Here is a 15,943-nt window from a genome sequence, read left to right as displayed (position 1 = left end):
TAAACATGAAACAGTTTGATACTCATGGCATCAAACCGTTTCAATCATTGAAAAAAATTACTTTACGTTTATCTTTTTATAATTTTTTTTGTAAAAGAGAATGTTTCTCCATAAAACTTAACGAGATATAATCCCCTTGATAGTGCATTTGTCTCTATATCTATTGACAATGAGTCTACAGTACTTCTGCTTATCATTAATTCTCCTAGCACATTAAAAACTTCAATTTGGTTTACTTTCCCTTTTAACCCTTTGATTGTCATTTTATCATGTATTGGGTTAGAGATAAAAACAGAACTTTTTTCTAAATCATTCGTACTCAATGGTGGAGACAATCTCTCTAAAATCCACTGTGTTCTTGTAAAATTACCACCTGAATAACCTATGGCATCAGTACTGTTGTTATAAACCAAATACCTAGTTGTACTGGTCAACGGAGTGAGTACATTGTATGCAATTTCTCCGCCTGATCCAGTCGATCCTGAATCAACAACAGACCAAACATTAGGGTTAGACGTGGAAGGTGATCCAGAATAAGCAACTACAGGAATTTCTGAGGTACTATTGGCTCTCAAAATACCATCATTGGTATGTATTACAATATTGTATTGGTCTGCTACCCCTGTGGAAACTAATGTAAATTTTGTAGCATCAGAAGCAGTCGAAGTTGCCCTTATAGCTTTAGAGCCATCATGTGACAAATAAACAGTACCATTAGTAGTAAAATTGTTTCTTAGTCTGTACTCACCAGCTCCAATAAATTGTGCATAAGTGCTAGTTGCAATACACAGAGTGATAACAAAAAATGTAATTTTTTTCATAAAATGTTAGATTTAGTTTATAAATGATTTGGTAACAAAATTAAAGGAGAATCAGGGTAAAAATTTCCTGAAAATGTGTGAAAATTTCCTTTTTTAAAACTACATACACAAACACAATGATTTGATTATCATTATTTTGTAATAAAAAAAAGAGCTAAATAAAAAGAGAACTAAAATTCTGTAAAAGATTGAGCATAATCGCTTGGAGTTTTTCCAAACTTATTTTTAAAGATCTTTGCAAAGTATTTCTGATTTTTAAAACCAGCTTTACGGCTAACTTCATTTATATTCATTTTACCTTGCTCAAGAAGTTGAGCTGCATATTTTAGTCTTAAATGAACTATAAATTGTTTAGGTGTAAAATCTGTCCAAGCTTTTACCTTAATATATAAAACGGACTTACTAACACCTAACTCTTCACAAAAATAAGGAATATCAAAAGTATCGTTACCTAAGTTTTTCTCAACAATATTTAATGCCTTCTTATACAACTCCTCATCCATAGAGGACATTACCATATCTTCTGGTTTTAAGATCTCATTAGCATTTATTTTGTCCTTTAGTCGTTGATTTGATGCCAGTATATTAGATATTCTTAATTTAAATTCTTTAAGATTAAAAGGTTTGCTTATATAGTCGTCAGCACCTGTTTCCAAGCCTTCTAGTTTATAAACCAAAGCAGAACGTGTGGTTAATAAAATTACTGGGATATGGCTTGTTCTTATATCTTCTTTAATCATAGCACATAATTCAGTACCACTAGTTATAGGCATGACTACATCACTAATTATAAGATCTACCTGGTGTTTTATGGCCATTTTATACCCTTCTTTTCCATTTCCAGCCTCATAAACATTGTAATATGAGTTCAAAAGATTGCGTATAAAAGTTCTCAGCTCCTTATTATCTTCTACAATAAGAATTGAAGCTTTATCTTGTGGTGGGGTTTTATTAAAGAAGTTTTCATCCAAATGAGATGCATTTATAGCTTTAAGTTGACTTTGATAATAAGAAACATCCTCTCCTTGCTTAAAGTCTTCAACAATTTCACTACTTTTTAAATGGGTTTTGCCTTTTGGCAGTTCTAGAGTAAAAACAGTACCAGTAGTTTTAGTTTGTTCTGAAATATGAATTGTTCCTTTATGTAAATCTATTATGCTTTTAACTATTGAAAGACCTATTCCAGTACCCTGATTATGCTCATTATTTGATTTATGCTCTGATATTTCAAAAAAACGATCAAAAACTTTACTTCTAAATTGCGTAGGTATACCAATTCCAGTATCCTTTATTAAAATTAGCACAAGTTTCTCCTGTTCTTCTATTTCTACATTTATTTTCCCTCCTTTGGGGGTATATTTGAATGCGTTTGAGATAAGGTTGTAAAATACGCGCTCTAACTTGGCATTATCAAAATATAAATCTATAATCTTTGCAGAGGTAGAGAAGTTATAAGTATATTTTTTTTCTTTAGCATATTCTGAAAATGACAAATAAATCTCTTCAACAAAATTAACAATATCGCCTTTTGCAGCTTCGAGTTTCATTACTCTATTCTCATACTTCCTGAAGTCCATCAATCTATTAATCAGTTTTAACAATTGATTAGAGCTGCTTTCTACTACTTTAAGTTTCTTAAACATTTTACTACTCCCTTGATAATCATCTAAAACTTGTTGTAAAGACCCCAAAATCAGGGTTAAAGGAGTTCTAAACTCATGAGATATATTAGTAAAAAATTCTAGTTTAGATTTATTTATCTTTTCAATCTGCTCTGTCTTAACATGCTCTAATTCTAGTTGATGTTTAAGTTTTGTTTTCGATTTTAAAGTATTATACAAATAGTATAATGTCCCTATAATTAAAAGACCATATAGACTATATGCCCACCATGTTGCCCATGGTGCCGGTTTTACTATGATGTTTAAAGTGGTTGGTATTTTATTTATTACTCCATCGCTATTTACACCCTTTACCTCGAATTTATAATCGCCTGATTTCTGTATGGTATATGACGCTACATTAGTAGAAGTTTCTACCCAATCATTTTCTAAACCTTGCAACCTATACAAATAACTATTACTTGAAGAATTGATAAAGTTTGGCATTGCAAACTTTAGGCTAAAATTACCTTGATTATATGCCAATTCAATGTCTCTTGTATAACTTATAGCGGTCTCAATGATATTTTGATCTTCATTAACATCAACGGAATTGTTTTTAATTTTAAAATCAGTAATGATAACCTGTGGTGCATAATTATTTTTTATTAAGTTTTTTTCATTAAAAAATGTTACACCAGATGGTCCTCCAAAATAGTAGGAGGCTCCAATTTTTAAATACGCATCTCGATTAAATTGGTTACTCGGAAGTCCATCTTTTTTGGTATAGTGGAATACTATTTTTTTTTGAGCAAGATCAAATTTTATTAACCCTTGTGTATAGGTACTTATCCAAACATGGCCTGACTCAGCCTCAACTATACCTCGAATTGCATTTATATCTTCATTATTTACCTTTAAATGAATAGGCTCAAATTGATTGTTTGCAAATTTAAAAAGTCCATCCTCCGCTGTACCAATCCATAATACATCATTTTGACTTTCATAAATTGAAGTGATTTCAAATTTTATTTTGAGGTCCTTAGAATAAATATAATTGGTAACTATTCCGTCTGCTGAAATACAATTTAAACCTCGTAACGTTCCTACTAAAATATCTCCTTTCTTGCTAACATGAATAGTTTTTATATTTCCATTTGTAAGCGCAGAAGTCTTTGAATAACTACTAAAAACCCTATACGTATTTTGTCTTATATTATATTTTATTAAGCCTGAAACATTTGTTCCTATTAGCATATAATTACTATCATACTGTGATAAACTTAATACTCCAACATCTTTTAAAAGCGCTTTTAATTTCTCTGAAAAAGGTAACTCCTCAAATAACTTCGTTTTTAAATTATAAATAGCTACACCATTTTCAAATGTACCTATCCAAAGTTTGTCATCATTTGTTATACATAAAGATTTTATATTGTCACTTTTTAAAGCTCTAGAGTTTTTTGTATTTATGTGCTCTATGGAATTATTCTCATTATTTAAAACAGAAATACCCCCACCTGCAGTACCAATAAATAACAGATTTTTATAATTAACTAAAGAACTTACGACCTTAAAACTAAGACCTGCTTTTGAATATTTTTGAGTAATATTGATAAAATTTTTATTAAAATCACTACAAATATTTACCCCTCCATAATAGGTACCTACCCATAAAACTCCAATATTATCTTTGAATAAGGTTTTTATAAAATTATCATTGATAGATTTTTCATCATTATCATCACTGTAGAGTACCATCAATTTGTTTCTATCACTGGATATTTGAAGTCCATTATAGGTAGCTAACCATAAATGCCCTAGATCATCAAAAAGTAGACTTCTAACATTCTTACTTTTTCCTTTTAATAAAGCCTTATCAAAATAAGGTTTTATACTATTTTTAGTTATTTCAAATTCTAATATACTTTCGTTTTTTGTAGCGATTAAAATATTACCGCTATTACTTTCAACTATATCTTGAATATCTAAATTTTCTGTTCCTGCTACAGTGTGAAAATTAAATAAGCTTCTTGTTTTATCATCTAAAACTAATAGTCCACTAGTAGTCCCAACAATGACTTTCCCTGATTTTGTTTCTAAAACCGAAGTAATATTCTTCTTTTCCAATACACTTTCAAATTCATCCTTTTGTATATTGTAAATTGAAATACCGCTAGCTGAACCTATCCATATTGCATCATTAGCCATTTCTTTGACTACTGAAATCATGTTACTTCCAATAAATGTGCGTTGCTTATTAACAAAATAAGCCTTAAACTCATTTTTTTTTGGATTGTAGCGATTAAGTCCAAAAGACGTCCCTACCCAAATAAAACCATTTCTATCTTCTTCAATACAGAGAATACTATTATTCGTAATTGAATTTGGATTATTTTTTTCATGTTTGAAAACTGTAAATTGCTCACCATCATATTTATTTAAACCATCTCGGGTACCAATCCACATTTGACCAAGTTTATCCTGATGCATAGCTATTACAGAATTTTGAGATAAACCATTGGCATCTGTAATATGATTAAACTTATAAATATCATTTTGTGCTTCCCCAAAAAATATTAGGAATACAATAAACAAAAAGCTTATATCATTAAATTTAATCACTTTCAAAATTCTTTATGTATAAAAACCAAAAACGGGAACATACCGTTCCCGCTTTACATTTTAAATATACATTTTTTTAGTCTAACTTTAAAATCTCACTTCCCGCCATTAAAAAAGCTCCAGTTCCAAAATTTTGCCAAGAATCAGCAGATGCTGGTTCTGGAAACGCTCCAATATTTTGTACCCAACCTACGCGACCGTCTTCATGTTGGCACTTTGCTATAGCATTCCATGCCTTTTTAACTGCTGCTGTATGTTTTTTATCTACCAGACCATTATTGATACCCCATGCCAATGCAAAAGTATGGAACCCACTACCACTTACCTCTCCATGGTCATAAGATTCTGGGCATAGTAAACTTGTGCGCCATAAACCATCTTCTGGTTGAATGGCTAACATTTTTTCAGCCATTTCTTTATAAAGTTTTTCGTAAAAAGGACGGTGCTCATAATCTGCTGGCATATCATCCAAAATCAAAGCTAAACCTGCAATAACCCAACCATTTCCTCTAGACCAAAATACTTTTTTGCCATTTGGTTCTTTTGTGTCATCGTCTTTACCTTGCCAAACAAAACGCATATCTCTTGCGAATAACTGCTCTTCTTCATCATACAGTTGATTATAGGTTTGCATGTAAAATTTATGCATCTCATCTAAATACTTAGGCTGGTTGGTATGTTTTGCATATAAATTTAGTACTGGTGGTGCCATAAATAAGGCATCACACCACCACCATAAAATAGTTTTACCCATTTCACTTTTATCAGTACCTGCTTTCCAATTATCATCATCATATAAATGTGCATCCAAAAACTTCTTTGTTGGTTCTAAATCCACAAAATTTTTCCTACCAGCATATTTATCAATATAAATGTAACTATATGAGATAGCGACATCATCTGCATGGTGCAAACGTTTGTATGTTTGCCAATTATTCCAATACCCTTGATTTTTAAGAGCTGCCATATACATCATATCCTTAGTAGTTTTATGGGCTCTAGCTACACCTACATAATAAGCCCCTGCAGTCCAATCTGTCGGAGATAAAGCGAAAATCGGATGAACTTCTTGCCACTCTAAAGCTTTTATCATTGAAGCTTTTACTGCTTCCTTATTAATTGGTTGCGCTTCTGTTACTTTCTGAGCCGTTGAACAATTAAAGAGTAATACAGCCATAAAAAGTGTTAAAATTGTTTTATTCATTATATCTTATTTTTTTAGTTTAAATGTAGTTTCTAAATACTCTTTTGAAGATGTTCCCAGCATTACGGTATAGTCGCCAGCTTCTAAAACCTTTTCCATAGAGATGCCTGTAAACTCCAACATTTTTGGTGTTATTTTAAAACTAACTGTTTTGCTTTCTCCAGCATCTAACTCAATTTTCTCAAAGCCTTTTAATTCTTTATCTGGTCGAGTTACAGAGCCAATTTCATCTTTAATATAGAGTTGCACCACTTCTTTAGCTTTCATACTACCGCTGTTAGTAACTTTGACGCTAACCTCTAACTCTGTATCTGGTGTGATTTCTTCACTAGAGATTGTAATATCAGAATATTTAAAATCCCCATAACTTAAACCATGCCCAAATGGATATAATGGTCCTTGACCTAAGAATAAATATTCTTTCTTATAGTTAATCTCTTTCATACTGTAATGAAATGGTATCTGCCCGATAGATCGTGGTATCGTAACTGGCGATTTTCCAGACGGCGACACTTCGCCGAAAACGATTTTTGCCGTAGACTCATCTCCAAATTCACTTAAATCCCAAACATCTAGTATGGCATCAGCCTGTTCTGCAATGGTATTAATTGATAATGTTCTTCTATGTTTTAATACAACAATTACTGGTTTTCCTAAAGCTTTAACTTTTTCAACTAACTCATCTTGTGGCCCTACAGGATTAATTGTTGCTCTGTCTCCTAAAGTGCTATTACTAAAATATGCTTCTTTTGAAGTGTACTCATCCCCTCCTAAAAACAAAATAGACACATCAGCAGATCTAGCTTTGTTAACTAAACTCGCTATCGCTTTTGGATTTCTATCTAAAAGTTCTGGTGCACCACCTTTTTGGTTGGTTAATTGAAATCCTTTTTCGGCAATAAACTTTACGTTATTTCCAGCAACAGATTCAAACATCTCTTTTGTATTTTCTTTTAAAAGTGGTCCTATCAAAGCTACTTTTAAAGACTTATCTTTTGAAAGTGGAAGTGCTTTATCTTCATTTTTTAATAGAATGATAGATTCTAAATCTGATTCTTTTGCTAATTCTAAAGAAGAGGCTGCCCTGTTGCCTTTCTCTACATCTTCAATGTTGATGTAAGGATTATCAAAAAGTCCTAAAATGAATTTTGTTCTTAATACACGCCTTACAGACCTGTCAATCAGTTTTTCAAGTTCTGGGTTTTTCTTTACCATTTCTGGCAGATATGCATAAGAATCCTCAGCATATAAATCAATATCAATTCCTGCCTCCAAGCCCATTTGCGCAGCAGCTTCAGGCGATTCTGCAACATTCATAAAATAAAACAAACGTGCAATATCATTAGAATCTGAAACTACATAACCTTCAAATCCCCACTGATCTCTAAGAACCCCTGTCAATAATTCTGGATTACCATGACTTGCTACTCCGTTTAAATCACCATGTGATGCCATAATCCCTAATGTTTTAGCTTCTTTTACAGCAGCTTCAAACGGTGGATAAATTTCATCTATTAAAGTTCTTTCTGAAATCTCTATGGCTGCAAAATTAGAACCTCCCAATACTTGTCCATATCCCGCAAAGTGTTTTGCAACAGCTCCAATATGTGTACCATTTCCAAGACCTTCATAATTACCTTGTACACCAATAATGGCATTTTTAACCATTTGAGTTGTTAAATATGTATCTTCTCCAAAAGCTTCACTCATACGTCCAAAACGTGGATCGCGTACGATATCTGCCTCAGGCGAGTGGCACATATGCATTCCTCTTAAACGTGCTTCCCTTCCAACTACATCCCATTGTCTTCTTACTAAGTCTGGGTTGAATGAAGCCGCTGATGTCATTGGGCGTCCAAACTTAGTACAGCCCTCTGCATCAACACCGTTATAGGATTCTGTAACGAATAATGCAGGTATACCCCAACGGTTATTTTCTATGATATATTTTTGAAGCTCATTATTAAGCTTTGCTGCAGCTACAGCATCGATATGTTCTCCTGGGTTTTTAATCCCCGCAATACCTAACTTTAATTTTTTTATAACTCTATCTGATAATTTTAAGTTGCCGTTCTCATCGGGTTTTGTACCAATATTGGCGTGAAAAATCCGCATTTGTGCCACTTTTTCTTCAATAGAAAGTTTAGGTAATAATGCTTCTACACGCTCCTCTATAGATAGAGAGGTGTCTTTGTAATCTTTAGAACTTGAATCCCCGTCTTTACAGGAAGACAAAATTGCGAGTAATGCTAAAAACAGTAATTTCTTCATTAGTCTTTATTAATAAGTGTTTAGTTTTTAAATTGAAATCTATTTAATTTGAATGATGTCTCATCCAAGTCTTTAAAAACAAAGCAAAGTGATTGCTCGTCTTTAAGGTCTTTTGTTTTAAACGTTCTTTTTTGAAATGTAAAAATTTCATTTTTTGGTATTTCGCAGGTAAATAACAAATTTCCTTGAGGATTATCGTCCCTAACTTCTACTTCTAAGGTTGCCGTTGCCATAACCTCTAATTCTAAGTTACTTTTATCCTTCAATCCTTTAATATTTGGGTATATTAGATAGCTAAACTCCTTTTGGGGTTGTACAGAGAAACCTCCAATGGTATTCTCTTTTTTTACAACTCCTTCTGCTTCAAAATAGTCTTCTGCTTCAATACTGCCATTGGCATTATAGTTACCAACTCCAACACCATCTATTCTTACTGTTGCCATGTCTCCATTGGCTTTATAATGAACGTAGCTTATAAAGCTATCTCTAAAATAACGATTTCCTGTTTGACTAATATCACAATAAATATAATACCATTGGTTATGCCATTCGAAAAAACTACCATGACGCCCTTGTAAAAACCCATTTGGCCATGTAGGCGCATCGAAGCCTTTTACAAAACTACCTTCTTTTATCACAGAATCTTTATAAACGTAAGGTCCATAAAGATTATCGGATATGGCGTAGAAACAGCCCCATGACAAGTAATATCTGTCTTTGTACATGTGTACAAAAGGTTTATCATCGGTTGGCATCTTTGTATTCTTACCATCTGGATTATAGGGACCTCGTGGGTTATTAATTTTAATTTTCTTTGGTGCTTCTGCTAAACTCACCATATCATCATTAAGTTTAGCAATATAATAGTCCCATACCCCAAAAATGATGTAATGCTCGCCATTTTCTTCAAAAAGCGCCATATCATATTCGTGGGTTGGTGTTAAATCTGAATGCAATAGCGGTTTGCCCAATACATCTCTCCAAGGTCCCACAGGTGTATTACCAACCACCACACCTGTTTGTTCATTTCCTTCAGAAAAATACCAGTAATATTTTCCGTTTTTATGGGCTATATCTGTTGCCCAACATCTTGAAAAATCCTTACCAATGTAGGTGTCTTTAGGATCTAAAACACTTCGCTTTGTCCAATTTACCAAATCTGAGGAAGACCATATCCACCAATCTTCCATAGTAAATTTATCATTGTCAATGGATTTATCATGAGACGCATAAACATAAGCAGTATCGTTGAAAATATGAATATGAGGATCGTTTAACCCTTTGTTTGACACTATTGGATTTTGAGTATTTGAAGACATCAAACCAGTTAAAACAAGCACAATACTAAGGCTTAATTTCTTCATTACAAACACACTATAAAAGGTTATACTAATAGAAGTATTACAAAAAAAATAATAGTGTAAATATATTATTTGACACATCCAAATCTGTCCTGCTGTATCATGCAAATACTAACAGAAACAGACCTAATAAATATACCTATAGCTTCATTATATGAATAATTATGTGCAGCCTGTTTATTTAATAACTATCTTTTTAACAAGTCTATTATTTTCATTGGATAATTCTAAAAAATAAATCCCTCTCGCATGGTTAGAAAAATCTACCTTGTTTTGAGAAACCCCACCACTTTGGATAACTTGACCTTGGATATTTACTAAGTTATAATTAAGGTTTTGCAAATTAGATTGAATATTAAAAACACCTTCACTTGGGTTAGGATATACTACTACTTTTTGATTTGTAAAATCGCTAGTACTTAAAGATGATGATTTAAGTTCAAAAACAATTCTATCAGGTTCACTGGATAATGATCTTTGTTGCGTAAGTCTTACTTTATTCTCTCCTTCATTTAAGGTAATATTTGAAATTCTTGTTTCTAAATATATATTCCAATCAAATGTTCTTGTTATTAAAACATTATCATATAAAGTTCCATTAATTTCTATATCCATAATGGAGTCATCCCTATTCCTATTTGCTGCTAAAAGAATAAAGTCATAAGTACCAGCTGTGGTAACTTGAAATTTATGTTCTATAAACTGATTTGAAGAAAAAGCATCTATATATTCTCCTCCAGAAGCCGTAGTGCCAAATCCTACATTAATATCATTACTAGCTGTTGTATAATCTTCAGCTTCTAATGCTATTAAAACTGGGGCATCAACTTCAGATAATGCAAATTCTTGAAAATACAATGGGCGTTTGTCTCCAACTCCTGGTGTATTATTTCCTGTATCTTCCATAAGATAGACGTATAGTTTATTACCTTCAACAAAAGCATTAAAATGAGCAAAGTTTATAGTCTCTGTTCCTGTGTAAACTATTTTCCAATCATTTTGTCCTTCTAATGTTGTTTTTATATTCACTTTACCTCCTAACAGCTCCACCATGAATATATGATTTTTATAACTATAAATTTCCCCACGAACTTGAGGATTAGGAATTAGGCCACCTGCAGCACTTGAAAAATTAGCATCTGAAGCAAGCTTATAATAATGTACATTTATATTATCAACTCTGGTAATAAAATGTATAGCACCATTTTCAGTAACTGTCCATGCTGGATCGAAAGATGATCGAGGTAATGCCGCTGTACCATGATCATCTCCTGGTTGTGCTATCTGAACTGGATCTAAGTTTGGATTTACATTATTTTGTATAGGTAGAGAAATAGGATTATCGTTGACATCAAACCACTGAGTAGATTGACTTTTTGGGACTTCATTAGTATAAGCATAATACAAACCACTATTTATTAGGTAACCATTACTAGTACTACTTTCTTTATTTGTAGCATAACGGATAGAAAAACCAGAATAAAACTTACCATTTATAAAACGTTCTCCTCCATACATATTGTTTCTATTGGGCAATGGTAATGTCCCTTCATGAAATAACCAATTATTAGTCCATACATTACCATCGTAATGCGCCATTAAAATATCTCCATTACCTGAGCCTCCTTCTCTATATCTTACTACAAGACTTCCGTCATCTGCTCTATGGATCATTGGATAAGTTGCTCTTTCGTAACTCTCTCCTAACTTTAAATAGTTTTGCTTTGGATTAAAAATATCCAAAGTAAACTCATTATCAGGCACAAATGCCATATTCGTTTTTGAAACAGAATAGTTAAAGAAATCGTTAGGTAAAGAAGATGAACTATAGGCATGCATATCATATAAAATATGAATGGTATTATCTATGGTACTGACACCTATAGCTGCAGTGTTATGAGAATCTCCTCTTATACCTGTACCATTTAGAAGCTCCCCTCCTTGACCAATATGTTTATGGGGGAACTCAATAGTAACCCAATCGGAATTTGGTACATTAAGGTTTTTTCTTGATAGCATTAGATTTCGAGTATCCATACCACCTTTGTACCAAGTTACAAATGCATAGCCGTTAACAACATCTACACAATCTCCGTGAGGTGAAATTCTTTGAGCAAATCTATAATTTACATCCCTTGTTCCTGCAAAAAACAAGCCTCCTTCTCCATCGCCAGACACTCTAGTTGAACTGTCTAATGTAGCAACTAATTCTTTTTGAGCTTCAACTAAAGAACAAAACACTAACAACAAACATAACACAAAGTAACTCTTTTTCATTTTTCTAATTTTTTAAAGTTTCGTCTTTATTTCTTTAGAAGGCTTACAAAAAAGCCAGTAATAAAATAATCTTACTGGCTTTTTAATTATTTATTCATTCTCCTTTAAAATGAGTTTATTTTAAGTTGAATGGTGTGTTTACCTGGAGGTAATCTTATATAATTGAAAGCAGACGGTACTTTTTCACCATTATGGATTAGGTCTTTTCCTCCTAAGTCATTTAGCGAAAATTCACCAACCATATTTCCTGGAATTTCAATTTCATAAGTTTGCAATCGCGCACCATTATAAGTGTACTTTGCTTTAATGCCCCCCCTAACAGTTGGTACAGTAATCGCACTTGATCTTAATTTACTCATTTGTGGTTTAATAGTAACAATACCAAATCCCGGAGTTTTAGGTTTAATACCCCATAACCCTCTAGGTATCACATTAGCCGGTGCTGCTCCCCAAGCATGATTCCAATCTAAGTTAACTTTATACTCATAATCCCAGGCTTCTAAACTAATTGTTGAGCCTATACGAATCATATTATACCAACTTCTTTTAGCTTTACTGGCTAATAACTCTAAAGCGTAATCCTCCTCACCAGCATTATATAAACCATCCATTAAAAATTGTGCACCATATACACTACAAGCCATTCCTCTGGATTTAACATAGTCTACAACTGAACTAAAGTGTTCTTCTGGCACTAATCCAAATGCTAAAGGCATCATATTAGCATGCAAAGATGCGTGGTCTGTACCAATGCCATCTACATAAATACCACGCTCTTTGTCGAACATTTGTTCATTCACTGCTTTTTTAGCTTTTGCTGCTCTATATTCAAAATCTAAAGCTTCTTGAGTTTTTCCTAATAAAGTAGCAAACTCAGCCATAATTTTCATGTTCTCGTAGAAGAACGCATTAATAACTGTACTGTAAGGCTTAAACACAAAACCATCACGTTCTCCTTTTGTTTTGCTTCCTGCAAAATTCTTTGATGGCCAATCTACAATATCCGTTAATGGTTTTCTATAACCTTTTTCAAACCCTAGCTTATACATAAACTCTTCGGTAACTTTTGTAGATGTTATCAACCCATCTTCATTAGAAAGTTCATAAAGTGTTTTATGTTTTAATGGCTCATAGTAACGTTCTATTAATTCCGTATTTCCGGTATACATATAATCTGCATAAATTAATAACGCTACATGCTGTTGCCACTCTGTTGGCCAAGTAGGATTCTTCATGAAATACTCTATGGTACGTCTCGCTATTGCGTATTCCCTATCTGTGGTGTAATGGCTTAACTGATTAAGATATGCATCAGCTTCGTAAGGAATGCGCTCTCTGTCTCCATCTACATATAAACCAGCAAAAGTGGTTGCTTTAATGGAGTATTTACAGAAATCCCAAACTTGGTTTAAAATATCATTATTACTTTCAAAGCTACTTGCGTTATCATCCCAGTAGCTGGTGTATCGTAATTGTTCGAAATCTTCTGCTTTTAAAGCTGTTTGAGCACCTTCTACTTCCGCATATCTAAACGGCTGTAAAACAGGCCATCCTTCTTGTAAAGGAATTGCTTTGCTTGGCCCTTTAAAACGCTTATCTGGAACAGGATCAATAGGTAATTGGTATTTTGTTTTTCCAGGGGTTACATCAACCTTAATTTCTTGATAACGAATGTTACTTTTTGCTGGTGGTGTTCTGTTTACATTCCCTTCATCATCTAACATCTCGCCAATTCTAACCGTTAATGTGTGCGGTTCTTTAGCTTCATAGTTAAAGTCTATCGTCGCAAAGGCTGCCTTACCAAAATCCATAAAATAGAAATCTCCTCTATTTTCGATTTTGACTGGTTTTACCTTATCTATAAGATATTTGTTTTCTGTTGAAATAATGTAGTTATCTGGCTTTCCTGTTGTGAATTTTTGAGCTTCAGAATAATCGACAAGTCTATTTTCTTGCTCCCAAATTCTAACTTTCCAATAGTATGTTTTTCCTATTTCTAAGGGATTGCCTTCATATTCAACATCTGTAGATCTTGTAGAAGCCACGCGCCCACTATCCCAAATGTTTCCATTATTTTGATCAATATCCTTTTTATTTGATGCTACTAAAATTTGGTAAGCACCTTGAAATTTAGAACCTAATGGTACGGTCCAACCAAATTCTGGTTTCAAATCAAATATTTCAACATCGGTTGAAGGTTCTCTGATTAATTCTACAGTTAAATCGGTTGGTGCTGCTCTGTATTCATTACTATTCTTCTTAATAAGTTCATCAAGCTTAGCTCTTAATTTATTAGCAGTTTCTCTATACTTTTTCTTTCCTATAAGATTTTTAGTTTCTAAAGGATCTTTTTCTAAATTGTATAACTCCTCAATAGATTGATCATTAACATACCTAAAATATTTCCACTTTTTTGTCCTAACACCTTCACTTGGTGGTATTTCACTAAAATTCCAAATATGTTCTATTAAAATAGTATCTCTTTCAATAGATTTTGTTTCTTGCTTTACTATTGGTAATAAACTTTTACCTTGCCAAGTGTCAGGCGCTTTTACACCTGCTATATCTGCTATAGTTTGCGGCACATCAATATTCAATACCATTTCATCAATATCTTGATGCTTGCTTTCCCTTGGATCAAAAACAATTAATGGGACTCTAATCGAATTATCATACATCAACCACTTTCCCGCAAATTGGCGTTCTCCTAAAAAATACCCATTATCTCCCATCAGGATAATTACTGTGTTTTTGTCAACACCCTTTTCTTTAAGTTTTTCTCGAATCTTCTTGATTTCTAAATCTATACCGGAAATCATTCTATAATAGCCTTTTAAACTATGCTGGTACTTTTCAGGGGTATCATAACGCCACGTCCAACGAAGTCTATTAAAACCATCTCTTACAATCTTTGGTTGTGCTAAGAAATACTTGTCATCGCCTAATGCAGGTTCAGGTATTGTTGTACTTTCCAACATTTGGTCCATTTCAGACTGCCAAAAATATTGTTCTGGGGCACCATCATGAGCGTGAGGCGCACTGAAACTTAGCGACAAACAGAACGGTTTATTATTAGAAGCATTTTTGTCAATAAAATCTATGGCTTGTTGTCCAGTATATCGTGTTAAATGTACGGTATCATTATCTATTGTTTTATAGTAATAGCCTCTGCGATCTTTGTAACGATTATTCCTGTCATAAGACTCATATTCATCAAATTGCTTATCTAAATCGTTATATCGCACACCATACTTTCCAAAAAAACCTGTGTAATATCCATTATTTTTAAGTAATGTTGGATATGAATTTGCCATATACTCCTCTCGCACATTCCCTGTTTGGAAATTATAATTATGTGACCTTTCATGTAAACCTGTCCATAAAGATGCTCTACTAGCAGCACAAATAGGCGTCGTTACTATAGCGGTATTAAAATAGGTTCCTGATTTAGCCAAATTATCCATTTCTGGTGTTTCAACAAACTCGTTACCAGCATAACCAATGGCATCAAAGCGCTGGTCGTCAGTTAGAATGAAAATGATGTTTGGTTTTTCGCTATTATTTTGTTGCGCCTTTATTATATTTATACCATAAAATAAGGTAAGTAGTACTAATAAATAACTTTTTTTAAACATAGATTAACGTCTTAAGTATTTTGATTTTTCTAATGAATTATTATGTGAGATTGATAGCTTATAAAATTATAGCATTTTAAACCAGAAGCCATCCTGTTGTATCCTGAAACTTTAGTTAAAACCTCAATAACTATGCCTCGAACTATTT

The 15,943-nt window shown here is 32.9% G+C and carries 7 protein-coding genes; all 7 read right to left on the bottom strand.

Translation table 11 applies throughout. The features are described from left to right. Nucleotides 1-68: 68 nt before the first annotated feature. A complete protein-coding gene (locus JS605_RS14905) occupies nt 69-821 on the bottom strand; it encodes a T9SS type A sorting domain-containing protein (RefSeq protein ID WP_203258520.1) in 753 nt (250 codons plus the stop codon). Nucleotides 822-991: 170 nt separating this feature from the next. Next, the gene (locus JS605_RS14900) at nt 992-5,047 is read right to left on the bottom strand and encodes a hybrid sensor histidine kinase/response regulator (protein ID WP_317194159.1); all 4,056 of its coding nucleotides are present in this window, start codon (nt 5,045-5,047) and stop codon (nt 992-994) included. A gap of 76 nt (nt 5,048-5,123) precedes the next feature. Then, nucleotides 5,124-6,251 carry a glycoside hydrolase family 88/105 protein gene (locus JS605_RS14895; RefSeq protein ID WP_203258519.1) on the bottom strand — a complete coding sequence of 376 codons (1,128 nt, stop codon included), beginning with the start codon at nt 6,249-6,251 and terminating at the stop codon, nt 5,124-5,126. A gap of 6 nt (nt 6,252-6,257) precedes the next feature. Then, the gene (locus tag JS605_RS14890) at nt 6,258-8,522 is read right to left on the bottom strand and encodes a glycoside hydrolase family 3 N-terminal domain-containing protein (protein WP_203258518.1); all 2,265 of its coding nucleotides are present in this window, start codon (nt 8,520-8,522) and stop codon (nt 6,258-6,260) included. Nucleotides 8,523-8,542: 20 nt separating this feature from the next. Further along, nucleotides 8,543-9,886, bottom strand: coding sequence for a family 43 glycosylhydrolase (locus tag JS605_RS14885; protein WP_203258517.1), 1,344 nt, complete (start codon nt 9,884-9,886; stop codon nt 8,543-8,545). Nucleotides 9,887-10,060: 174 nt separating this feature from the next. Next, on the bottom strand, nt 10,061-12,160 hold the full coding sequence (locus JS605_RS14880; protein ID WP_203258516.1) for a BNR-4 repeat-containing protein: 2,100 nt from the start codon (nt 12,158-12,160) through the stop codon (nt 10,061-10,063). A gap of 104 nt (nt 12,161-12,264) precedes the next feature. Beyond that, nucleotides 12,265-15,795 (bottom strand): family 78 glycoside hydrolase catalytic domain, encoded by a 3,531-nt coding sequence (locus JS605_RS14875; protein WP_203258515.1) that lies wholly within the window; start codon nt 15,793-15,795, stop codon nt 12,265-12,267. Nucleotides 15,796-15,943 lie beyond the last annotated feature (148 nt).

Origin of the sequence: Hyunsoonleella ulvae (genome assembly GCF_016827605.1) — a bacterium.
Lineage (GTDB): Bacteria > Bacteroidota > Bacteroidia > Flavobacteriales > Flavobacteriaceae > Jejuia > Jejuia ulvae.
Note: the sequence above shows the minus strand (reverse complement) of the source record. Positions and strands in the feature narration are given on the sequence as shown.